Genomic DNA, 24,811 nt, shown 5'->3' with positions numbered 1-24,811 from the left:
AATAGTGCAATGAAGTAGCCATGACCAATAAAGAGCTCGATTATGAATTGAAGAACGGGATAAGACAGAATCTTATCCCGTTTCTAACTACCAACCTATGATAAAAACAATAAATGCCCCCTTATTCCGACCTATAGATAATTCTAAATCTGAATTCTATAACACTTCTCATATTAGCCCGATGCCCCTAAAAAATCAAACATAAACAAGGCCTTTTCGTTGAATGACCGCCAAGGCCTTGGCAACAATTGAAGCGGCTGTCAGACCGTATTTTTCCATGAGTTGTTCAGGCGTACCGCTCTCCCCGAATGAATCGTTCACCGCCACCATTTCCAGCGGTGCAGGGTGGTTTAATGATAACACCTGTGCTACGCTGTCGCCTAGCCCCCCGTTCATCTGATGCTCTTCGGCGGTTACGGCGCACCCTGTTTTGTAAACGGACTGAAGAATTGCTTCTTTATCCAATGGTTTGATGGTGTGGATGTTTATAATCTCGGCATTGACTCCTTGTTCAGCCAGAGTTTTTTCCGCTTCTAAGGCTTGCCATACCAGATGCCCGGTGGCGAAAATGGATACGTCAGCGCCATCATTCAATAGCACGGCTTTCCCGATTTCAAATGGCTGATCTTCGGGCGTAAAGTTTGGTACAACGGGGCGTCCAAATCGTAGATAGACAGGCCCCTGGTATTCAGCAATCGCTATGGTAGCAGCTTTGGTCTGGTTGAAATCACAGGGGTTAATGACTGTCATCCCGGGTAGTGATTTCATCATGCCGATGTCTTCCAGAATTTGGTGCGTAGCGCCGTCTTCACCCAACGTCAAACCCGCATGTGATACACAGATTTTGACATTCTTATTCGAGTAAGCCACTGCCTGACGTATCTGATCATAGACCCGACTTGATCCAAAATTGGCAAATGTCGTAGCAAATGGGATCAACCCACTCAGGGTCAGACCTGCCGCTACGCCAATCATGTTTGCTTCAGCAATACCGCACTGAATGAAACGATCTGGATTTTCTTTAATGAACATGTCCAGTTTCAGCGAAGCGACCAGATCAGCGCACAAAGCAACTACATCGGGATTGGTCCGCCCCAGTTCTGCCATGCCTGCGCCAAAGCCGGAACGCGTGTCTTTTTTTTCGGTAAACGTATAGGTGTTCATGATAGTCCGTTAATAATCGCCGAGGGTTTCTTCCAGTTGTGCTAAGGCATTCGCAAGTTGCTCATTGTTGGGAGCGGTTCCGTGCCATTTGTGAGTATGCATCATAAAATCAACTCCCTGCCCCATTTCCGTTTTCATGATAATACACACGGGAATACCATGACCACTTGCCTGTTTAGCTTTAGCCAGTGTGGCGACAATTTCTTCCATCTTATTGCCATCCATATGCAATACTTTCCAGCCAAAAGCTTCGTACTTAGCACCCAAGTCAAGGTTATTTAATACTACATCTGTTGGGCCATCGATCTGCTGACCGTTATAATCAATGATTGCAATCAGGTTGTCTAGTTTCTTATGGGGAATAAAAGTGGCCGCTTCCCATATTTGACCTTCCTGCTGTTCGCCATCGCCCATCAGGCAGTACACCAGATGCGAATCTTTTCGTATTTTTTTGCCGAAAGCGGCCCCTGCAGCAGCCGAAAGCCCTTGGCCTAATGATCCGGAAGCAATTCGGATACCCGGCAAATGTTCTGCTGTTGCCGGATGTCCCTGAAGGCGGGAATCCAGTTTGCGAAACGTCGCCAATTCGCTCACTGGAAAGTAACCTCGGTGTGCCAGTACGGAGTATAGTACAGGCGAAATATGGCCGTTGGATAGAAAGAACATATCCTCCCCCGTCCCTCCCATATCAAACACGACTAAGTCTGCTTCATCTGTTTTCAACTTCATCGCCTGAAAATAGAGACCTACCAGTAAATCGGTGCAACCCAGCGATCCACCAGGATGGCCTGATGCTACCCCATGCACCATTCGAACAATGTCCCGACGCACTTGAGAAGCTACTTTTTGTAATTCATCCGTTTTCATGCGTTTGCGGTTTTATGGTCACTTAAGAATTTGGCGAGCCCACTATTGGTTAGTGGATGGTTCAATAGGGCGGTGATAACACTCAAGGGGCTCATCATGACATCAGCTCCGATTTCAGCGCATTTACTAATGGCAAAGCCAAGTTGCTCGCGCAAGGTTTTTCCACCTACGACTAACTCGGGCTTATACCATTTAAACGTTAACGAATTTTTGGATTTAGGGCCTTCGTCGGCAATGGTACCAATACCTTTGACGTATTCCTGATCGCCTAATGTGATCGTTGACATGAGCTTTAAGTAGTGTTATACGTTGCTTAATTCGGTTCGTTGTAGTTGCGAATGCCATCGATTGAAAGCTTCGGTATACGCGGTTTGTAAATTGGGATCAGGTTCGGTCAGACTAACCCGTTCCAGCGAGGCAAAGGCCTCATCGAACGTAGCGTAAACACCTGCACCAATGCCTGCACCCCGAGCCGCTCCTTGCGCCCCGTCGGTATTGTATAATTCCAGCGTTGCGCCCGTTGTGTTCACGAAAGCTTCCCGAAACACTGGGCTCAGAAACATATTAGCCTGCCCCGCCCGTACAACCTTTGCCGATACACCCACAGATTCCATAATGTGCAAACCCATCGTCAGCGCGAATACAATTCCCTCCTGAGCGGCTCTGACGACGTGCTCAATCTGGTGAGTCAATAGGCTTAAATTTTTCAGATTAGCACCGGGATTCGCATTGCCCAGAATGCGTTCAGCACCGTTCCCGAAAGGAAAAAAATAAAGATTATCGGCCCCAATTGGGGCCTGAGCAGCCAGGCTATTCAATTCGTTATAGGGAAGATTGCCAACCAATCGGCGTAACCAGCTATTAAGAATGCCTGTTCCGTTAACGCAGGCTAGTACCCCCAAATGGGGATTTTCAGGCTGGTTATTTACGTGAACGAAGGTGTTTATACGTCCCACCTGATCGGGCGATATCTCCTTTGTAATTCCGTAAACAACCCCCGATGTACCAGCCGTTGCGGCTACTTCGCTGGATCGCAGCACATTCAGCGAAAACGCATTATTGGGCTGATCACCAGCGCGGTAGGTAACAGGTGTACCCGACTTGAGACCTAGTATTTCAGCCGCCTGAGCACTCATTCCAGCCTGATAACCAAACGTGGGAACAACCTCCGACAGCAGGGACTCATCAAGGCCAAAATAATCGAGCAGATGATGAGCGACCTGGTTATTCTTAAAATCCCAGAGGATTCCCTCCGATAAGCCCGAAGCGGTTGTTTGTATTTCGCCCGTTAGGCGTAGGGCGATATAGTCGCCGGGCAACATGATTTTGTGGATTTTCTCATACACAGCCGGTTCGTGCTCTTTTACCCATCGTAGTTTGGAGGCCGTAAAGTTTCCTGGCGAATTGAGAAGAGTATCCAGGCAATAGGCTTCACCTAAATCGTGTAGGGCTTGCTCACCAATGGCAACGGCCCGGCTATCGCACCAGATAATAGCTGGTCGAAGTACGTTATGGTCTTTGTCTACGGCTACTAAACCATGCATTTGGTAAGCAATACCGATGGCTACTATATCGCCTGATTCGAACGAATGAGCCTTTTTTAATCGGTGCGTAGCTCGAACGAGTTCCTGCCACCAGACGTCAGGATGCTGCTCTCCCCAACCTGATCGGGGTGCCTGAATGGTCATTTCCTGGTCAGGGCTGCTGGCCGAAGCGAACAAACGGCCTGTTTTTGCCTCGATCAGGGCAACTTTTACGGATGAACTACCGATGTCATATCCAAGTAGATAAGCGGGCATGTCTTTGAGCAAAAAGTAATAGTTAACGTTTGCAATTGAAGTTGTTCTAAAAAACCACTCGATTGGAAAGTCGACTCGACATATCCCGTTCCAACATGGCTTCCAGCAATTGCTCATTGTGCGTCGTCTGTTTCATCGCTACAACTGAATCAACTGAAAACGCATTCAGTGCATCGACGATCGAAAGTGTACCCTCCGCCGAATCCTTACGGCCAGAAAATGGGAATGAATCCGGGCTACGCTGGCACTGCGCATTGATATTAATCCGGCCAACCTGGCCAGTCAACTTATCGATCATGACGCTAAGCGTAATTGGATCCTGGCTAAATAAACTAACCTGCTGACCATATGGAGACTGTGTTATGTAGTCAATGGGCAATTGAGAATCCTCAAATGGAACCACTGGAACCAAAGGCCCAAATTGCTCGTCCCGATAAATAATCATCTGGTCATTGACAGGAAAAAGAACCGTCGGCTTAATTAGCGAACCGGTTACGAATTCCGGATCATGTCCATTATTTAAAACCGTTGCCCCATGATCCAACGCATCTTGAATGCAGCCTACTAAATACGCTGGTTTATCTGGTTCCGCTAGGGGCGTAATTGTCACACCACTTTCCCACGGCATACCCACCACTAGTTTATCCACTTCCTCAATCAGTCGCTTATTGAATTCCTGGACAACCCTAGCGTGGACAAATAAAATTTTAAGCGCCGTACAACGCTGACCATTATACGTCAAGGCGCCAGCTACACATTCTTTGACAGCTAAGGCTATATCCGCATCTGAAAAAATGATGGCTGCGTTTTTGGCATCTAATCCTAAAATGGATTTCAGTCGGTTTGATTTCGGGTGCATTTTCTTTAAGCTGTCAGCCACTTTACTCGAGCCAATCAGGGCCAGCACGTCCACATTACCCGATTGCATCAGTGTTGGCACAATATCCCGGCCACGTCCATAAACGGTATTGACCACTCCTTTGGGAAAAGCTTCGGCGAAGGCTTCCAGAATTGGTTCAAATAAAAGCGTTCCCTGTTTGGGGGGCTTAAACAGGACCGTGTTCCCCATAAGTAGCGCTGGGATCAAGGTCGTAAACGTTTCATTCAGTGGGTAGTTAAAAGGCCCCATGCATAGGACGACGCCATGAGGCACTTTTTTTACCTGCCCAATAAAATTCTGCTGGATGATAAACTGCGACGATTCATTCGTTAATTTTTTTAGCGCTTTAATACTGTCGAGTATATACCCAATGGTGCGCTCAAATTCCGTGTCAGCATCTTTTACCGTCTTGCCAATTTCCCATACGATCAGCTTGACAATATCCTCCTTGCGCCGAATCATGTGTTGAATAAGCACCCAAATTCGCTTAATCCGTTCATGGACAGCCATCGACGGCCATTCACCTTTACCGGAATCAAAAGCTGCAACGGCAGACTGCAACGCCAACTGGGCTTCGGCCGGTCCTCCAATTGGGTAACTGCCAATCTGGATTAGCGTTAGCTCTCCAGACTTTTCCCGGGTATAAATAGGCGAATAGACGGGCTGAATGGGGCCCTCCCACGGCAATAACTCGCCATTAATCAGGATTTTATTTTGGTGAACTGGGGCCGACAAACGTATCGTAGCCGGTATGTCATTATCGTCTGGGAAAAGACCCAGTAAGGATGCGTTTGGGTTCATAATTGCCAAAGGATTAGATCGTCAATGAGACGAATTAAACAGCACTGAAATCAGGGATGGGCACCAACTGGCCACCTTTTAGGGCGGATTCGTGGGCCAAAATGCCGACACTCGTCCAGTTTGCCGATTGGCTAGCATTCGGGAAGGGGTCCCGGTCTTCTATAATGGCGGATAAAAACTCATGGACCATGTGCGGATGAGAACCTCCATGACCACCGCCCTGAGTAAACGACAGGTGTTGCTGATCATCGGCATCATACACTCCCTTTGTCGTAAATCCAGCAATTTCCCTGGGCAGGTAGTGGGCATAATCGGGAACGACAACCTCCTCCGGAATTTCGGGTTCTGGCTTTTTAGCCGTGTGAATAACCGGCTTTTCATCTTCAATCAAAGGCCATTCAAACGACTTTTTGTCGCCATAGACCTCAAAGCTTTCCCGGTACTGCCGGGCTACATCGAACAGCGAGCGATACACATAAGCCGATAAATCACTGTTTTTGAACTTGATATGCGCCGATTCAACAGCAAAGGGTGAGTTGTGAATCTTCGCCAGTTCCTCTCGAATGGTCCCTGAGCCAAAACAGGACACGTATTCGGCTTCCAGTTTTAATAGACCGGCTACCGGTCCAACGCAGTGCGTAGCGTAGTGCATGGGCGGTAAACCCGGCCAGTAGTCAGGCCAGCCGTCCATATCCTGCTGGTGACTGGCTTTTAGGAATTGTACCTTACCCAGCTCTCCTTTCTCGTACAACTCTTTGACGAACAGAAACTCCCGGCTGTACACCACCGTTTCCATCATCATGTATTTTTTGCCCGTTTCGTTGGTAACCCGGACAATTTCCAAACACTCGTCGACGGTTGTTGCCATAGGAACTGTGCAAGCCACATGCTTGCCCGCTCGTAAGGCTTTCAAACTATGCTCGGCATGATTGGGAATGGGCGAGTTAATATGAACGGCGTCAACATCAGGATCCGCCAGTAGCTCGTCGTAATTGCTATAGCGTTTGTCAATGCCGTAGGCATCCCCGATCTCATGTAGCTTTTGGACATTTCGCTGGCAGATCGCGTACATATTCGCGTTGGGATGACGCTGATAAATGGGGATAAATTCGGCTCCAAAACCTAATCCTACGATGGCAACATTCAATTTTCTTGACATAATGAGTTCATGCCTGTTTAGGTCAGGCGCTTAAAAACGTGAAGAGTAAATAAAACTTCAGCTAAAGGGCTAATAGTCCGTTGCGGCAAAGGCTTTCGTTGTTACCCGTGCTTTTCGGTTCCGCATAACAAACCAGAGAATCGTGAAGGCAATAATCAGGATAATAGGAAAGGTCGTCATTTTGGCGAGCGTGGCTTGGCCGGCGGCTAATTCCAGACTTTCTCCCCGCATGTCCACAGAGGCTAATTCGGTCCGTGCCCCATCGATCCATCGGCCGATGATGGGCTGAAAAATAGCCGTTGAAAACATACCGACACCCCCAACGATTGACATACCCAGTGCTCCGCTGAGCGGAATATGGTCGGCTACAAAGCCAATCATGGTGGGCCAGAAGTAACAAACGCCAATGGCAAAAAAAATGGCGGCTACATAAGCGGCAGATCCCGTTTGGGTACTGAACAAGTAAATACCAATCAACGCAAAAACAGAAGAACCTAACAGGATACTGGTTTGATCCAGTTTATGAACGACCGGACCAGCAAAAAAGCGTCCGATGGCCATTAATCCCGTTACCAACGCTAAAATGAGCATGGGACTGGCCCCGCTCTTACTCATGATCAAACCCACCCACTGCTGGGGACCAAATTCAGTAATGGCCGTTAACGCCATGCAGCAGAAAATAAACAGATACAAAGGAGTGAGTAAAGCCCGTGCATTCTGGGCCAATGAGGTAGCCCCTTCCACTTTAGGCTGAGGAAAGGCCTGTCCAACGAATAGGATAATATACAGCACCGTAGGCATCATGATCACCCAAATCTGAGCCTGCCAGGAAAGGCCTGCGTCGGTCATGAATTTGGAAATTAAGCTGCCGATGACAATACCGCCGGGAAACCACATGTGAAACCGATTCAGCATTTTGTTCATCAGCGTGCCGGAAAACATATCGGCAATCATGGGGTTGCAGGCCGCTTCCGTGCAGCCATTGCCGAAACCGATAAAAAACGTCGAGATCAGTAGACCGGTATAGCCTTCTGCATAAAGGGTTAAGACAATACCGATGGTGTGGGCTACAAACGCGACGCGCATGATGCGTTTAGGCCCCATGCTATGATAGAGTAAGCCACCAATAATCATGGAAATGGGGAATCCGAAAAAAAACATGGAATTAATGAACCCCAATTGCTCAGCAGTTAAGCCAAACTCTTTTCCTAACTGGGGTAATATACCCGCGCGAATACTGAAGGAAAAGGCCGTCGTAATCAGGGCAAAACAGCTAGCTTGAAATAGCCGGGACCTATTCACGTTTATGTGTTCCATAGAAAACCTTAAATTTCGTTGTGTTAAAAACAGCTGTGCTTAATCGTTCTGAAGGGTAATAGTGCCGGTCATCGGGTCATTAATGAAACTAAAAAAATTAACGTGCGTAACGCTGCTGATAGGCTTTGGCAACAGCACGGATTTGCGCTTGATTGATCAGTCCCGTATAAATCAGGATGCGGTAACGAATTGTTTCGGTGGCTCCTTTGGCTATGCTCCAGTCTTCCATGATCTGGCGAGAAGGCCCAACGCCGAATTCATTATCGACCCGCCAGGGCGTTGGAAACGCGTTGTTTTGCGGGTTGTCAAGCAGGGTGAAATGCGCCATGTCGGAGCGGCCTTTCCGCTGAATACCGACATCCAGCCAATCGCTTTTTTGTGCTTCGGCCTGCTTATTGATCTGACCCGACGCATTAATGACTTCCCCGGCAAGGTCCTTTGTCCAAGGCATCCGTATAAACAGCCCACCCACGTAAAATTTCCCCATCGTAACATCCGTCTGGGCCTGACCTTTCCATTCGAAATCGAGCACAAATTTTCCGTCGACTTCCTGAAACGTCCAGTTTTGCGTTTCCACTAGCGCCGTTTGGCCCGTTGAATCCAGTACGTTATAGACGGTTTGCCAGGCAACCTGTTTCCCTTGTCTTTTTGTTATTTTGGTCGAAACGCGCTTCCAGTAATCGCCTTTCCACTTCATAAAGTAATCCCGTCCGTTCACTCGCTTAAGACCCCAGAATAGGCCCGTCTGGTGAAGGTGATGATTGGGACGAAACTCGGTTACCGGACTTTGACCATCGGGTGCCATTATGGGATGAATATAGGGGCGCTCGGTCGGTTTGGCTACTTGCGTCAAGACCAGTTGCTTTACCTTGCCTTTGTAAATGGAAAACGAAGTATCTGATTCTATGACGATTTCAAGGCTGTTCTTTTTCGACTTTTGCCCAAAACCAGGAACAATACTGCACATAATCAGAACAAAAATGGCGAGCCCTCTACCTATATGCATCAGCGTAATTCTTTGATCTTAATACTCCGGTACGAAACCGATAATCCGTTGTTTTCCAACATAATAAACCCCTTATCATGCGACTTGCCTTTGTACTCCGCCATTTTAAATCCGTTGATCCAATGCTCGACGCGGTTGTCAGGATAAACGCGGATCATCGCATTGCTCCACAGCCCGATCCGGCGTTTTGAGAAAATCGTTTGCTTCGACTCCGCCAACCCCTTCACTGAGCCCAACGCGGTGAGATCTGTTCCCCTGGGCACGTTACCGGGCAGCATATCATCCTGAATTTGAAATTCGAGGCCCTCCGCAGTTTCCTCTGGATTGGACAACAGGTATTTTACGCCACTATCCGCTCCTTCTGCCAGTCTGAATTCAAATTTCAATTCAAAAGCGGCATAGGGATTTTTCAGAAACACACTTTTCTTCTCTTTCCGTTTCGACTCTTTAATCGTCAGTGTACCCTGTTCTATCACCCAATCCGATTTTGGAAATGTTGAGTTATCGGCTCCGGAGAGGCCCTGCGCCGTTTTTCCATCAAAAAGTGAACGATATCCCGCTCGTTTTTCCGCTGCTGAAAGATCATTGGGGATCAGGTTCACGATAAATATATCGTCGGGTGGCGAGGGTTTGATGTTACTGGTTTTGATCCTGATATTCTTAAAGCGGATCTGGTGGTTGCCGGGGGGAATCGGATCGTTTGGGTTATTGCTGTGCAGCTGCAAACCGATCATCCCCTTAAGTGTCTCGTCATCAATCAAATGTGACACCGGCACGCCGTTTACCCAGGTGCGGTTACTGGTACCGAAGCATTCAATGCGGTAGTGGTTCCAGGCATTATTTTTAAAGGCAGTTTTGGACGATACATTCAACTCGGTCGTATACAGCCAGCCACGACGAGCTTCGTCGTAGATGCTCCCACTCCACCGCTGCGGCTTGGGGTCGACTTCCATTTGATACCCATGCAACCGATAATTCAGGTAATCAAGGTTGCTCAAACTCCGAAACTGAATACCGGAGTTGTTCATCGTCGTGTCGATCGATACATCCAGTTCCAGAATAAAATCACCGAACTCCTGTTCCGTACACAGAAATCCGTTAGGTTCACCCGGAACCACCGTACCGACAATCATACCTTCTTTTACTTCCACTTTGTGATTGCCGTTCAAGTGCTTCCATCCGGTGAAATCTTTCCCGTTAAACAGGATTTGCCAGTCCCCTTCGGGCTTCTGCGCTAATGCTGGTAAACCTATCATGGTCAGGTTTACCAGCATTAGTACTAGATTTAGTATTTTTTTCATACTCAGATGCTGATTTTTAGGTGTAGAGAGTGCCTATTTTTTCGAGGCAGGTAAAGCAAACGCCACGTATTTATCGCCTGATTTGGTTCGTTGTTTACCCCCACCACCACACGCGATGACTACAAACTGTTTTCCATTCACCTGGTAGATCGCAGGCGTCGCAATGCCAGCAGCGGGGATTTTTACCTCCCAAAGCAGCTCACCGGTCTTCTTATCGAATGCCCGAAACATTTCATCTCGGGTAGCGGCAATGAAGACCAATCCACCCGCCGTTACGACCGATCCACCGAAGTTTTCACTTCCGGAACGAATGCCTTTGGCCTTCATCTCGGGATAATCCCCCAGGGGCTGTTTCCAAAGTTCTTTACCGGTATTCAGATCGACAGCCGACAAATGGCCCCAAGGCGTCTTAACCGCTGGAAATCCTTCCTTCGTCAGAAATTTCCCGATACCGTAAGGCCCACCGGCAAAGCTGTAGGGCGTTCTGAAATGCTCCGGCTCTTCCTTGGTATTCAGATCTTTAAAGGGTTGATCCTTGATCTTGTCCAGATTCAAAATGAAGGCAGCCAGTGCCGTTTTCTGCTCAGCGCTCAGGTGACCAAATGGGGGCATATTATTTCGACCAGAGCTGATGAGGCTTTTAAAGGATGCCTCATCGTATTTCTGACCCGGCTTCAAATTGCTGTTTTCGGCAATGCCTACCAGCGATGGATTCGCAGTTAGTGCCTTGTTCGTTTCTCCCGCCCTTCTGTCCCTCCCGTGGCAACCACTGCAATTCTGTTGATACAGCATCTGGCCAGCTTCGAAGTTGGTTTGCTTTGCGATCATCTCCCCTTTTTTGACTTCCTGCATTTTCATGACCCAGGGCGATTCATTAGCGTTGATGTACATGATGCCTGACGTTGGATCAAAGGTGGGACCACCCCACTCGGCTCCGCCGTTCCAGCCTGGACTTTCAATGGTACCCTGAAGCGACGGCGGATTCCACATGTTATCGGTTTTATAGGAGCGAAATTTTTTTAGAATGTCCTGATACGAGGAATCAGGAATGCCTTCTTTTAATAGATCCGCTTCCGTAAGTTGCTGCCGGACAAATGGTTTGAAGAAAGAGGGTACTGGTTGCGTTGGGGAGGTCCATTCGCCTGCCAGTTCGGATTTGGGTACCGGAATCTCGTTGATGGGATGGATTGGCTCACCCGTCTCCCGATTGAACATAAAGATGAAGCCTTGCTTGGTGATCTGGACAACGGCATCCACGGGTTTGCCATCCTTTTTGACCGTGACCAGTATGGGGTGTGCGGCATGGTCCCAATCCCACAGATCGTGGTGAACGGTCTGGAAATGCCATTTCAGTTTGCCAGTAGCCGCATCAAGGGCCAATATCGAATTGGCGTATAGATTATCTCCTTTTCGATTACCTCCGTAAAAATCGGGCGTAGCCGAACCCGTTCCGGCAAAAACCAGCCCTCGTTTTTCATCCAGGCTAAAGCCACCCCAGGCATTGGCCCCGCCAACGTATTTATAAGCCCCTGGACTCTGCCAGGTTTCATAGCCCGGTTCACCTGGATGTGGGATTGTATGAAATATCCATTTGCGTTTTCCGGTATGCACATCAAAAGCCCGGATATGACCGGGTGCTGCCTCTGCGGCTTCGGCTAACCGCGAGCCCATTATGATCAGGTTCTTATAAATAATACCGGGACTGGTGTTGGAAATATGCAGATCGTGGGCGTTTTCCATATCCAGCTCATCGTGTAGATCAATGTGCCCATTGGTGCCAAAGGTTGGGATGACCTTGCCCGTCAGCGCATTAATGCAGTACAACATATGCCCGCCACCTGGTGTGTAGAGAATCCGCTGATCATTCTTCCCGCCGTTATAATACGTAACACCCCGGCAAATTTTGGTAGACGGGCCAAAGGGTCCCCGCCCCGCATTCTTTCCCTTTTCGGGAATGCTGCCGGGATCGTACACCCACTTTACTTTTCCTGTAGCGGCATCTAAGGCGAACAGTTTCAACTGCGGGTTAAGGCCATACATGATCCCATTGACAATAATGGGATTGGTCTTCATGTCGGTGGTATTGGTTGGGGAGGCCTCACCAGATGCATATTCCCAGGCTACCTGTAGATTTTTCACGTTGCTGGTATTGATCTGATCCAGGGCCGAGTATTTGATGTTTTCACTTCCCCCTCCATAAATTGTCCAGTCGGTATAGGGTTTTACTCCCTCCTTTGTTAATGTACCCCCATCATCGGAACTTCGGAAGGCCACTATTCCAGCAAGAATACTGGTGGCAACTGAAAGGGTCACTGCTCCCAAAACCGTACTTCGGTTTCTTACAGTTTTAGTACGTTTCATAATTGACTATTTTTTGATATGAGAAATGCAAGGGCTACATTTTTAGTAGCCCTTGAGCAGTGTATGTATACAGATTTAATAGCCTGGATTTTGGGTCAAAACCGACTTGCCCTCTTTCACCGAAATGTCGATTTGACGCTGAGGAATGGGCCAGATTTCGTGCTGACCCACATTGAAGACTTTCCCCTTATTGTAGGGTAAGACCGTACCCTCTACAGCGAGGTAATTGTTCATGACCGGACCAACGATACCCCAACGCACGAGTTCAAAGAAGCGAATGCCTTCCATCGCAAATTCAAGCCGACTTTCATACCGAATCGCCTGGAGAGCATACTCTTTGGTAGGAAACGTCGTGGGATAGGGCTCGACTTTATAATTGGCCGCTGGCGTACCGTCCGCAAACCGAACTACATTGGAGTTTTTAGCCCGGTTTCGGATCAGGTTGACCAGCGTCGTAGCGTTCTGCAACGAACCGACCTCTGCTTCGCATTCGGCGAGCCAAATAATGACGTTACTCAGTTTGAATACCCGGTAGTTATTGGCATTGGGAAATACCCGCACCCCGGTCGTATTGGATAAAGCGCCCTGTTCCGACTTTAGGAACATGTTCTTCTTGTTATTATATGGGCCGGCATTACTTGGATCGCGGACCCAGGAGAGTCCTTGGTGAATGCCCCAATCCAGAAAGGGTACGCCGGGTCGACCCACCGTATGATCTAGCCGAGGATCAACCGGTCCTTTGTACAGTACGGATGATCCGTTAGTGGCAAAGGGCAGGATGTCATCCGCCGAATACGTATCGTCCAGTAAAGGAAGCCCATTGGCATCGACCCGATACGCGCTGACCAAACTGTGGGTGGGCAGGTAAAAACCGCTGGACCCAATGAAATGCGGCCCACAGATCGACTCGCCAAGCCCAGCGTTTGGTGAGTTAGGAAATCCATCATTGACAGCGTATTGAATTTCAAAAATGGACTCTGCATTATTGATGGTTTTGATCAGGTAATTCTGCTCATAGCTCGGCATTAGACTATAACCGCCATTGCTGTACACGTCCTGGAGCAGATCTTTGGCTAATTGAAATTTTTCCTGAAACATATAAATCCTGGCCAGATAAGTCTTAGCCGCCCATTTGGTGGCCCGCCCTTTATCAGACCAACGAGCTGGTAATGCATCAGCCGCCATCTTGAAGTCGGCTTCCATTTCCGGCCATAGGATATGATCGTTCGGTACGACAGTCGGGTTTGTGGTATTTTCATCGATATAGGGGACTTTCCCATGCACTTTAGTGAGCTCAAAATAATAATGAGCCCGCAGGAACCTGGCCTGGCCTTCGGCCTGCTTTTTCTCAGTATCGGACATATCGGTAGCTGCCTTAAGTGCCTTTAGTACGTCATTGCAGCGCACAACACCATCGTATAAGGGCGTCCAGTGCTGGGATACGTACAGATTCTGGGCGTCGGCAAAAAAACCTTCGACGGCATTAATTGCATTTTGATCCCCAGCATTCGAACCTTTATACGCATCGTCGGACGAAACGCCACCAAATACCCAATTGGTCACTGCGCTGGCCCAACCATCCCCGACGGTTCCGTTAACACCGTCGATATCGGCATAGGCCCCTGTCAGTAGCAGATTCACTCCCTGTTTGGTTGTGAGTGCGTCATAAAATGTCTGGCCTTTGGGTTTAATCTCTAAAAAATCCCCCGTGCAGGCCCCAAGCAGTACTGTCAGGACTATAAATAACTTATTTTTCATGGCTGTTCGGTTTTAGGAATTAGAAATTCAGATTCAGGCCCAGCATAAAGATCTGAGGAGTGGGATACACCGTGGTGTCAACCCCTTTATTGCCGTCGTTAGGCTCGGTGATCTCGGGGTTTAATCCTGAATACTTGGTGATCGTAAACAAATTGGTCGATTGGAAGTAAGCTCTGAGCCGATCAACGTGCAGCTTTTTAGTCAGTTCAGCGGGGATCGTATAGCCAATCTGAAAATCCTTCATGCGTAGATAAGCACCACTTTCGACGAAGAACGTCGAGGGTTTTTGCATGTTTGCATCATCGGTCAGCGTAATGGGTAACGTAATTTTCTCTCCGTTGGCGTAGCGCTCCGGCGTCCAGGACTCATACAAACGACGCTTCAGGTAGTTGCCTTCATTACGGGTAAATAACAGTTCCCGATTGAAATAATTAACCACCTTATTGCCAGTGACTCCCTGAAAAAACATCGTCATGTCCCAGTTCTTGTAATTAAGTGCCAGATTCAAACCGTAGGTAAGTGTCGGATGGGGTGAACCAATAAAGGTCCGGTCGGCCGTGGTAATTTTCCCATCCCCGTTGATATCCCGGAACTTGAATACACCGGGTCGACTGTAGGTATCCCGCCCATTGATATCCGGATTGTACTTGGGCGCCTGACTAACTTCTTCCTGCGTATTAAAGATGCCATCCATGATATAGCCATAAAAGGAAGAGATGGGTTGCCCCGCTGTCGTAGCTGTATATACGTCATTCTGTAAGGTGTTGCCGTACCGAATTTCACTGGGATTGCCATTCAACCGAACAACCGTGTTTTTATAATGGGACAGGTTAGCCCCGATGTTAAAATTCAGGTCTTTTCCGATTCGATTTCGATAGCTTAAAATCACATCGATCCCGTTGTTGCGCATTTCACCGACATTGATGGAAGGTAACACCACCGCCCCCCAGGTATCGGGCCGGGAATCTGGGTAGAGCATGTTCGTGGTCCGACGGTTGTAAATGTCAATGTTGGCTTCAAACTTGTTGTTCAGCAGAACCACATCTAAACCGAGGTTTGTCGTCGTTGATGACTCCCATTGTCCCGCCGGATTACCTAGCGAATAGATGTGCAGACCCGCATCGGACTTGGTGCTGCTGGTTCCAGAAATATTGTAGTAGGATTCGGCACCGGCCGCACGGTAGGTCGTATACGCATTATAATTTCCGACATTGTCGTTCCCATTCTGGCCCCAGCCCGCCCGGACTTTCAGGTCACTCAGCCAGCTTACATTCTTTAAAAAAGGCTCTTCGACAATACGCCAACCTGCCGAAAAGGCCGGGAAAGTTCCCCATCGATTCGCTGCTGCAAACCGGGAGGAGGCATCCCGACGGGTTGTCGCTTCAAACAGGTATTTTCCTTTGTAGTCGTAATTAACCCGGACGAAATAGGAGAAAAGCGCCCACTCATCAAAGGTCCCTGTATTGGAAACATCCTTTTGACCCGCGTCCAGTACCATGTAATCCAGATCGGTAAAGGGATAGGTCGACCGGGTGGCGGTAAAGATCTGATTATTGTTTCGGATGGCTTCAACCCCAGCTAATACATTGACGGTATGTGCATTCCGAAATGTTTTGTTGAAGTTTAGCGTGTTGGTCCAGTTATACTGGAAGATATCCTGCTGCGATTCGGTCAATACGTTATTATTGGTTGTCTGGGTCCATTCGGGATCGGCCAGCGTTCGAATCTTTGCCCGGGTCGTGTTGTAATCGATACCGATTAAGCTTTTGAACCAAAGATTGGGGGTAAAATCAATCTGCGCGTACACACTACCCATAAGCCGCATTTGCCGGTTCAGATTGTCTTTGGCTCGTGACAGCAGCGCTACCGGATTCACACCATTGCCCGTTCCGGAGGCTTTTGTTCCGGCAAAATTCCCCCGGATATCATAAACGGGTATCAAGGGATTCTGGCGAATGGCATACGCAACGGCTGAACCAGCATTACTGGTACCGGTATTAATATAGCCTAATCGGTCAGAGACCGTCGCGCCAATGGTCTGGCCGATTTTAAGCCACTTGGTTACGGTGAAATCTGAATTAGCCCGGAGTGAATATCGATTAAAGCCGGTATAATCAATTATTCCTTTTTGATTCAAATAACCCGCAGAAACGGCAAAATTACTTTTTTCACCCCCACCTGAAACGGATAAATTATACTCCTGAATAGGTGCTACGGCGGTAACTTCCTTGAACCAGTTGGTGCCTTCTTTATTGGCTTTGGTTATCCCATTGTAAGGTGTTGGATACGTATAGGTGCTTTCATTCACCTGGCTGGCCGAAGCCCCCGCTGGTATAATGTAATCGGGAATAACGGGCGTTGCACCATTGCCAAATTGGGCATCCGCCCAACCGGGCCCGCCCACGGTTAATCCGTTGTTGCGTTTCCGCTGCCAGAGAAGCTCACCTAATTCCTGAGTGTTCATCATATCAAGGTGATTGGCTGCCTGCTGGGCTCCGTAGCGGGCGTCGAAGCTCAACTTTAAGGTACCCTTCTTACCACGTTTGGTGGTTACCACAATAACGCCATTTGCCCCTCTCGATCCGTAAATCGCTGCGGCTGAAGCATCCTTAAGGACGGTCATCGACTCCACATCATTGGGATTGATGCCTGATAGCCCAGTATTGGTCGGCACCCCATCGACGATATATAGGGGGTCATTGTTGTTGATCGATCCGATACCCCGCACCCGAACGATGGAATTACCCCCTGGTTCGTTATTGGTAACCACCGTCACGCCCGCCACGCGTCCCTGTAGCCGGGCCGCTGCATCGCCGGTTGGTACGGCACGTAGCTCTTTTTCACTAACGGCGGATACAGCGCCGGTTAAAGTCTCCTTTTTCTGTACACCGTAGCCGACGACCACGACTTCGCTTAAGGATTTACTTTCGGCAACCAGGCGGACTGTGAATGTGGTTTTATTGCCAATTTCAATCTCCTGCGCGATATAACCGACAAAGCTAAAAACCAGGACACCTTTATTATCGGGCACATTAAACGAAAAGGCCCCGTCAGCATTCGTGGTTGTGCCTCGCTGCGTACCTTTTAGGACAACACTTACTCCTGGAAGTAGCTCACCCTTTTCATCGGCGACGGTACCCGTTATAGCCACATCGGCCAGGGTTACTGCTTTCGATAAACCAGCGGCATCATTCTCACCCGTTCGATTGCTATGACCGGGTTCTCGTTTGAGCACAATAAATTCACCATCGATCTCATAATTGATATTGAGCGGTTTGAGAATCCGATCTAAAACGGTAGACAGCTTTTCTTTGTTGGCTACCAACGAGACTCGCTGATCCATGGCGATAAGTTTAGGAACATAGGTAAAGCGGATCCTGGCTTCTTTCGAGATGTGATCCAGCACAAGGCCTAATTCCTTGTTTTTTATGTTCATTGACACAGGACGGTTCAACAATTCCTGAGCAAAGCTGGGGCGAGCGACGCTGAAGTTGGTAAAGATCAAAATCAGCAAGACGTGGGTGCCTGTGACCTTCATAACTTTGGTCAATAAGGGTAAGGAATTATAAAATAATTGCATAGATTTACTCCGTTTTGGTTCATGTATTGGAATTACTGGGCAAAACAATCCCCGACCTGCTGGAAACAGGTTTGTTAGCGGATAACACGAGGGGGAGTTGCCGGTAATGCGGACACATTACCGGTATTTTTATTTGTGGGGATCTGGCGACTAGTTACCCATAGGCAGAGCGGAGTTAGTTCGGTTTAAAGGTTAGTAGGAATTATTCAGGTGAACAGCCTTTTCCGGTCACGACAATTTTTGTTCCCCACACTTCGTAAGTCGCATCAATCGTCCGACAGATAATATCTAATTTTTTAAATAAGGGCTCATCGCCTAGTTGAGCCGTTAGATTACAGTTTTCAACTGTCTGTTTGTTATAGGCAATCGTGACCCCATACGAGTGTTCCAGTGTGGAAAAGACATCGTTGATGGCGGCACCGTTGAAATTGAAACCAGGAAATTTCTCGGGTTTTTGTAAAATTTCCGGCTTAGCAACAATACTCTTGGTCAGTAAGGCCTGTGCTGGATCATAGGTCGCTTGCTGATTCGCGGTGAGCAAGATCGTTTCCCCTGCTTTTTGAGTTTCTGGTTTTTGGTACTGCTCAAGGGTAAATACTTTTACTTTTCCCGATTTGACAATGACACTAATACCAATGGCACTTTGCGCGCTATTGACCGTGAAGCGCGTCCCGACTACCTGGGTAACTACGTTATTGGCAAAGACGAAGAACGGTTTTGAATCGTTTTTCACGACTTCAAAATAGCCCTGTCCGGATAGGTACACTTTTCGCTGCTGGCCGGAAAAGTCCTTTTCATAACTCACTTTAGCATTCGGACTTAACAGAACGCTGCTCCCATCCGGTAACAGGATGCGTTGAGACGTTTTTGTTTGATTGGCTTTCTCCACGAGTGGAACACGTACCTGCGCTATTTGCTTTTCATAGGTTGGTGGTAATCCGTTCGATCCGCGGCTCGCGATAAACCACCAAACCATTCCGACCAGGGCGATTGTCGCAGCAATCGATACCCAATAGGTTGATACGTTCCGGTAGACGGATTTAAATACCGATGGGGTAGCTGTTTCAGTCCCTTCGATGTGGTCGAAAATAACGGTCTTCATTCGTTGTCCCTGCACAAGGCTTGGCTCGTCTCCAAGCGAATCCATAGCCAATAGCAACGCACGAGCTCGGGTAACATCAGTTTTTTTATCGGGGTAAATGGTCAGGAAATTTGTCCAGAACTGTTCCATTTCGTCATCGGGACTGAGAACCCAATGGCGAAAATGGTCGTCCTGGATAAAATCTTCCGGTTTATAGCGTAGATAGGTAGTCACTGGACTTTACAGGGAAAAAAGTAAATAATATTGCTTTTACATAGTAGTGGCGGAAAATCGAAAAATGTCCCCTCCTAAAATCGAATTTTTTTATAAAATTTTACAACTTTCACCTATTTGACTGATAATCAATTAGATATTATTCACCCTTAGATTTCGTCGATTCGCTGCTTACTGGACTGCGGCTGAGCAATAGACGAGCTTGGGTACCCCACGCACCGATAAAGATATCGTCGATACCGTCTCCGTTTAAATCCCCTAGCGCCATTCCCCAATGACGTCCGACCGTTAAGCTAGGCACAACTTCCGTTGTCACATCCTTGAATTGGCCATTACCCTCATTTTTCCAGGCTCGTACCTGTAACGGAACAAAACCCGGTACCTGAATAGCCCCTACTAGAATATCTGGCCGACCATCCCGATTAAAATCGACGATAGCCCCTCCCCAACTGGAAAATCGATTTTCTGGCAAATGAGATTTTGTCTGATCGGTAAAGCGACCGTTTCCATCATTAAGCAGCAAGCGAACCTGCGGGTCTTTATCCCATCCGTGATTGTTGCTGGTGAGGTTAAAAAATAACAGATCTGGTTTCTTATCGCTATTCACATCAACAATCTGCACCATCCTTGTTTCCATCGGTACGAGCAACTCCAGCCGATCGGAGGCATCTGAGAAATGGCCCTGACCATCATTTAGGAGTAAACGACTGGGGGGCGTTTCGTTGGCAACGATCATGTCCAGGTCACCATCCCCATCCAGATCAGCCAGTTTAATATCCTGGGTGTCGTCATTATCTTTTGGCATGTGTGTGATTGTTGCGTCAATAAAATAGCCAGGCCGTTTTGCATCATTGAGCCAAAGAAAATCCTGGCCTGAAGCACGCTCGGTTTTACCCGGTCTTTCTTCACCCGAATTACCAATGAGAATGTCTGGCAGGCCATCATTATTGACATCGGCTACAGCCAATGCATTGCCTTCACTTTTGGCAGGAAGCCTGTCGGTCACCTCCTTGAATGTGCCGCCCGGACCGCCGTAAAAAAGTTGATGAGCATGATCGTCTTCGGCGACAAATACAAGATCAGGATAACCATCTTTATTAAAATCGGCACTTAAGACATGTTCACTATCATGGCGGGCAGTACCAAAGGCCTCTTTTTTCCAGGTGAGTTTTCCTTTTCCATCATTCAGATAGAGCCGGTTTGCTCCCATCTCAACAGCAATGACGACATCCAGATCACCGTCTTTGTCGACATCGACGAATGTGGCATCTAATGCGTGTAGATCTGGGTCCTGGGGCACATGGGAAGAGGTTGCGTCTGCATAGGTTGGCGTGGCATCTCCATAGACAAAGGCATAAAATGGGTGCTGCGCATTGGCGGCCCCGACTGTAAGTAGACTGAACGTGCTAAAAAGAGTAAATGCCCGAAGGGCTATTGCCAGATAGTACCCTACTGTTGACTTGCGTTTCATAGTTATCAATATGATTAAATGTAAACTGCTTTTTACGGATGCCCCTCAAGCTGCCCTTAGCTTGTTCGGTAAGCGGCAAGGAGGATGCAGAATGTCCTTTCTTGCCGCTAAACCGACCCTTGTAACTCCAATTGCCCATCGCTGTCTAATTCATACGGAATTGATTGAGTTGGTCAAGCTGTCCGACCTGACTAACCACCTTACACTTGACGACATACCCCAAATGCCCGCTTATTGACTTGCAAGTCAAAGCTATCCGACCGAATTGGTTCCGAAAAGTGGCAATGAGTAGTTGACGGGTTTACTAAGTAGTTGTATGGATATAGCTGGATTTTTTATAACAATCCTGCCATACACCCAGAAAGAGTTAGCCTCAGAAGAAGTATTGGGAAGTAAATCTTGATCCAGATGGCGTTAACCGCGCATTTGGAAAATTAGACTGGAAGCAGGCTAGTGGATTGACGAAGTCCTGATTGGACTAGGGGTAGACCGTTGAAGGAAACAATCGTTGCAACTCGAACTGAGAGTTAGCCTGAATATGTATTCTAACCGATCCATCAAAACAACTTGAGCAGCGCTTCCTTGCGGCTACGGGAAACATTAACAACCGAACTATCACTCATAATTAAATACCCTCCTTCACCACGAACATATTTGGTCACTTCATTTATATTGACAATGTAGGAATGGTGAACACGGACAAAATAGGGGAATTCCCGTAGTTGCTCTTCTATAGCTTTCAGCGTGCGTGAGGCAATAACTTTCCGTTTATCTTTCAGGATAAGATATGTGTAATTATCATCGGCTTCACAGAAAATAAGTTGGTCAACGGGAATAAATTCAAACCCTTCCAGTGTAGGAATGGCAATATTCCGAAAGCCGCTCAGCTTGTTATGAAGTCGGTCAAAAAGCAATTCAAAATGCTCCGGAGAAGGTATAGCCTTTTGTCGTTTTACCTTGTCAACTGCCACTATCAATTCAGCAGGGTCAACAGGTTTTAGTAGATAGTCGAGTGCACTAAGATGGATGGCCTTAATCGCATATTGATCATAGCTCGTCGTAAAAATAACGGCAAATGACACCTGGCCCAATTGCTCCAGTAGTTGAAACCCGGTGGTGCCCGGCATTTGAATATCTAAAAAAATTACATCGGGTTTTGCTTGTTCAATAGCCTCAATGGCCGTTTTGGCGGATCGGCAGGTCTGAAGTATGGTTACCTCTGGGCAGTGATCTGCCAGCAGGATACTAAGCGTATCCAGGCAATGGGCCTCGTCATCGATCAGGATGGCTTTAATCATACAGCTCGGGTAATTGAAGGATAACCTCTGTACCACATGGAGTACCATTCGAGTCAATAAGGTCATTGATGACCACAACAGAGTCTTTTGACACTGACTCCTGTAACAGGGCAATTCGTTCCGAAGTAATGCCCAGCCCCATTGGCTTATGGGTCTCATCTATACTCTCCTGTAAGGTAGTTGACTTTTGACGACCAATGCCGTTATCCAAAATTTTGATATAGATAAACCCCTTATCGCTAGATACGTCTATATTCATTTGGCCTTTTTCTTCCTTATGCATTAATCCATGCCAGACGGCATTTTCCACATATGGCTGGATAATTAAGGGAGGCACTTTAAGTGCCTCAGCATCGAGCTCTTCCTCAATTGTGATGGTATATGAAAAATGGTCGTCAAAACGGAGAGATTCCAGGCTCAAATACAGCTTTAACGATTCCAGTTCCTGCTCCAACGTGATGAGTTTATTCTGCGAATTTTGCAGGATCATCCGTACAAGTCTCGAAAACTTAGTCAGGTATAGCGAAGCTTGGGATTTATTATTTTGCAGAATGAATCGGTTGATTGAATTCAGTGAATTGAATAGAAAATGTGGATTCATTTGCGTTCGAAGAACCTGCATTTCCAGTTCGCCCAATTGCTTTTTTGTCTCGAGCTTTTGTATTCGGAGTTCCGTTTCCGCCAGTTCTCTGAGGTGCTTCTCCTCGCGTCTTTTCAATAGCGTATTTCGGATCAACACAATCCCAATGAGAGCGATCGCCAGTAGGCCAATGAACAGAAATTGGCGTTGCTGAGCCGTCTGTTTCAATTCCTCCTGTTGCAATTGCTTTTGCTGGTTTAACAGGGTAATTTTTAGTTGTGCCTGCTCCCGCTCGTAGGAAGTTTTATAAAAGGCTAGTTTTCGGACTGACAAATCAATCCCGATCTCATTGTTGAGCGTTGTATAGCGTTTAAGGTGTAAATAAGCGCGATTCTCTTGGTTTAAGTCCTCAAATAACTGGAACAATAAGTAATGGGCATCCCGCATATACTGTTTGGCACCTGACTCCTCAGCGTACGTCAGCAGCTCATTTATTGTAGAAATTGATTTGTTTACCTCACCTGTCTCCTTATAGGTTTTGCCCAATTCAAGCAATACACGCATAACCCAATTGCGATTATTGTCAATTTTAAAATCAGTAAGTGAAATGTTTAGGTACGATAGAGCTGTCTTGTAATTTTTTAATTTCAGGTATAATCCACCTAGAAGCGCGTAAGTTTTGGTCAATGTTTTTTTTGGTAAATCACGGCTCTCTTTTATGTGTAATTGGTAGTAATAAAGAGCTGAATCATACTTCGCTTGTAGGTAATAAGTTTCACCAAGTTTAAGGTAGGTGCCTAGCTTAAGTCGTTGGTTGATTTTTCCATAATAATCTCGGGCAGTTTCATAATCACCTACATCAGCATATAGCTGCCCTAAAGAAAAATAAGCTTCATTTTGGCTAAATTTCAGGGCCTTTAAGCTGTATTGAAACGCTAATTCGTAATTCCCTCGTTCTTCTTCTAATAAAGCCATCCGGCCAAATGTTCTGCCTAGAGCAGTTGAGTCTTTATATTGGCCAAAATAGAAGGCTGCCTGATTAAAGACTTCGATTGCTGGGTCAAATTTGCTTTGCGCCCAAATTGCCTGTCCTAACAGAGAACAGGCCCTAGCCAGTCGTTTTTCTGCATGTTTTTTTGTAAAAAGAGAAATGGCAATACGGCTTCTTTTCTCCATTTCAACAAAATTTCCAATTTCGTAATCGATGGTAGCCAAGTTAGTTAATGCCTCACCAAGTCCTAATTGATAGTTGCAAGCTGTTGACTCTTCAGCAGCCCTGAAGGCGAGTGCTTTAGAAGAATCAAGGTTTCGCAAACTCCAGAACGCTTCACTTAGCGCATTAATCGCATCAATTCGAGCTGTTGCCTGGAGAGTGGGTAATAGCTTTTGTAAACTATCGATTGTTTGGGATTGGGCATACAGAAACCCTGGGCAGATTAATGCCACCAAAAGCAGGATAAATCGATGGCAGAACGGTGTAAACATATAAAGACGATAAGATAAAATTACATCCTTTTCGATTTATGTTAACCATTTAGGAAAGGCTTCTACATTGCGATTGAGTCATTAACACACTTGATGGGTAATTTGCGTTTTTGAAGTGGTAGTTAGGTGCCAATTTATTTTTAGGTTCAATATTGACTAAATTTAGGTACACCTTATAGGAATTATCAGAAACATTGAAGGAGACATTCTCTAGCCAGCCAAATCTGAATCCGGTTATTAACAAAAGAACTACCTGTAACAACCCATATTGAATGACTCATAGGTTTTCGTTGAAAGATGTGTCCTAAATCACCTCATTTTGAAGAAATCATTTTTGACTTGTCCTGGAAAAAGTTGACCACAAACTGGTTAACTTTTTCCAGGACAAGTCAGAGTTAGTTTGAATGCTTAAAATTCAGATTTATAGATAGGCTGAGTAAGTTCATGTTGGGTGTGCTGGTATATATAGTTGGCTTAGGAAGCAAAACGTTCAACTCCCAACCTGGTCGATTAATGGAGCAGAATAACAACCATTTAGTTTCAAAAGGAAATCCTGGAAGAGTTTAAAAATATTAACCAAATTGCAAAATCGGATTAGCCAACAGGGTTTCTAGCTGCTCCGCTTGTGGTAGCTTTCGGTCAACAGGATTCTCGATCCCAAAGGCATGA

Annotated in this window: 15 protein-coding genes and 1 pseudogene; all 16 read right to left on the bottom strand. The window is 46.9% G+C overall.

Going from position 1 to position 24,811, the window contains the following annotated elements; translation table 11 throughout:
• Positions 1 to 195: 195 nt before the first annotated feature.
• The gene (locus EXU85_RS15190; protein WP_142772906.1) at positions 196 to 1,164 is read right to left on the bottom strand and encodes a transketolase family protein; all 969 of its coding nucleotides are present in this window, start codon (positions 1,162 to 1,164) and stop codon (positions 196 to 198) included.
• 9 nt (positions 1,165 to 1,173) lie between these two features.
• Positions 1,174 to 2,031, bottom strand: coding sequence for a transketolase (locus EXU85_RS15185; protein WP_142772905.1), 858 nt, complete (start codon positions 2,029 to 2,031; stop codon positions 1,174 to 1,176).
• A pseudogene (locus tag EXU85_RS35655) lies at positions 2,028 to 2,159 on the bottom strand (fructose-6-phosphate aldolase); the annotation flags it as partial. The pseudogene EXU85_RS35655 and the gene EXU85_RS15185, both read right to left, overlap by 4 nt.
• 174 nt (positions 2,160 to 2,333) lie before the next feature.
• Positions 2,334 to 3,830 (bottom strand): xylulokinase, encoded by a 1,497-nt coding sequence (locus tag EXU85_RS15175; protein WP_142772903.1) that lies wholly within the window; start codon positions 3,828 to 3,830, stop codon positions 2,334 to 2,336.
• Positions 3,831 to 3,876: 46 nt separating this feature from the next.
• Positions 3,877 to 5,511, bottom strand: coding sequence for an NADP-dependent glyceraldehyde-3-phosphate dehydrogenase (locus EXU85_RS15170; RefSeq protein WP_142772902.1), 1,635 nt, complete (start codon positions 5,509 to 5,511; stop codon positions 3,877 to 3,879).
• A gap of 34 nt (positions 5,512 to 5,545) precedes the next feature.
• Positions 5,546 to 6,670 (bottom strand): Gfo/Idh/MocA family protein, encoded by a 1,125-nt coding sequence (locus tag EXU85_RS15165; protein WP_142772901.1) that lies wholly within the window; start codon positions 6,668 to 6,670, stop codon positions 5,546 to 5,548.
• A 69-nt stretch (positions 6,671 to 6,739) separates the two neighbouring features.
• On the bottom strand, positions 6,740 to 7,987 hold the full coding sequence (locus EXU85_RS15160) for a sugar MFS transporter (RefSeq protein WP_142772900.1): 1,248 nt from the start codon (positions 7,985 to 7,987) through the stop codon (positions 6,740 to 6,742).
• Between the two features lie 97 nt (positions 7,988 to 8,084).
• The gene (locus tag EXU85_RS15155; RefSeq protein WP_142772899.1) at positions 8,085 to 8,993 is read right to left on the bottom strand and encodes a PmoA family protein; all 909 of its coding nucleotides are present in this window, start codon (positions 8,991 to 8,993) and stop codon (positions 8,085 to 8,087) included.
• The gene (locus tag EXU85_RS15150; RefSeq protein ID WP_142772898.1) at positions 8,993 to 10,294 is read right to left on the bottom strand and encodes a DUF1080 domain-containing protein; all 1,302 of its coding nucleotides are present in this window, start codon (positions 10,292 to 10,294) and stop codon (positions 8,993 to 8,995) included. Before EXU85_RS15150 ends, EXU85_RS15155 begins: the two co-directional genes overlap by 1 nt.
• A gap of 33 nt (positions 10,295 to 10,327) precedes the next feature.
• Positions 10,328 to 12,655: a PQQ-binding-like beta-propeller repeat protein gene (locus tag EXU85_RS15145; RefSeq protein WP_142772897.1), complete on the bottom strand. Its 2,328-nt coding sequence runs from the start codon at positions 12,653 to 12,655 to the stop codon at positions 10,328 to 10,330.
• 75 nt (positions 12,656 to 12,730) lie between these two features.
• A complete protein-coding gene (locus tag EXU85_RS15140; RefSeq protein ID WP_142772896.1) occupies positions 12,731 to 14,413 on the bottom strand; it encodes a RagB/SusD family nutrient uptake outer membrane protein in 1,683 nt (560 codons plus the stop codon).
• 19 nt (positions 14,414 to 14,432) lie between these two features.
• The gene (locus tag EXU85_RS15135; protein ID WP_142772895.1) at positions 14,433 to 17,993 is read right to left on the bottom strand and encodes a TonB-dependent receptor; all 3,561 of its coding nucleotides are present in this window, start codon (positions 17,991 to 17,993) and stop codon (positions 14,433 to 14,435) included.
• A 202-nt stretch (positions 17,994 to 18,195) separates the two neighbouring features.
• Entirely contained in the window at positions 18,196 to 19,308 is a 1,113-nt protein-coding gene (locus tag EXU85_RS15130) for a FecR family protein (RefSeq protein ID WP_142772894.1), read from the bottom strand.
• Between the two features lie 139 nt (positions 19,309 to 19,447).
• Positions 19,448 to 20,779: a VCBS repeat-containing protein gene (locus EXU85_RS15125; protein WP_142772893.1), complete on the bottom strand. Its 1,332-nt coding sequence runs from the start codon at positions 20,777 to 20,779 to the stop codon at positions 19,448 to 19,450.
• A gap of 557 nt (positions 20,780 to 21,336) precedes the next feature.
• Positions 21,337 to 22,077 (bottom strand): LytTR family DNA-binding domain-containing protein, encoded by a 741-nt coding sequence (locus EXU85_RS15120; protein WP_142772892.1) that lies wholly within the window; start codon positions 22,075 to 22,077, stop codon positions 21,337 to 21,339.
• Entirely contained in the window at positions 22,070 to 24,142 is a 2,073-nt protein-coding gene (locus EXU85_RS15115) for a histidine kinase (RefSeq protein WP_142772891.1), read from the bottom strand. Before EXU85_RS15115 ends, EXU85_RS15120 begins: the two co-directional genes overlap by 8 nt.
• Positions 24,143 to 24,811: the final 669 nt, after the last annotated feature.

This window comes from Spirosoma sp. KCTC 42546 (assembly GCF_006965485.1).
In the GTDB taxonomy this organism is placed as follows: domain Bacteria; phylum Bacteroidota; class Bacteroidia; order Cytophagales; family Spirosomataceae; genus Spirosoma.
Note: the sequence above shows the minus strand (reverse complement) of the source record. Positions and strands in the feature narration are given on the sequence as shown.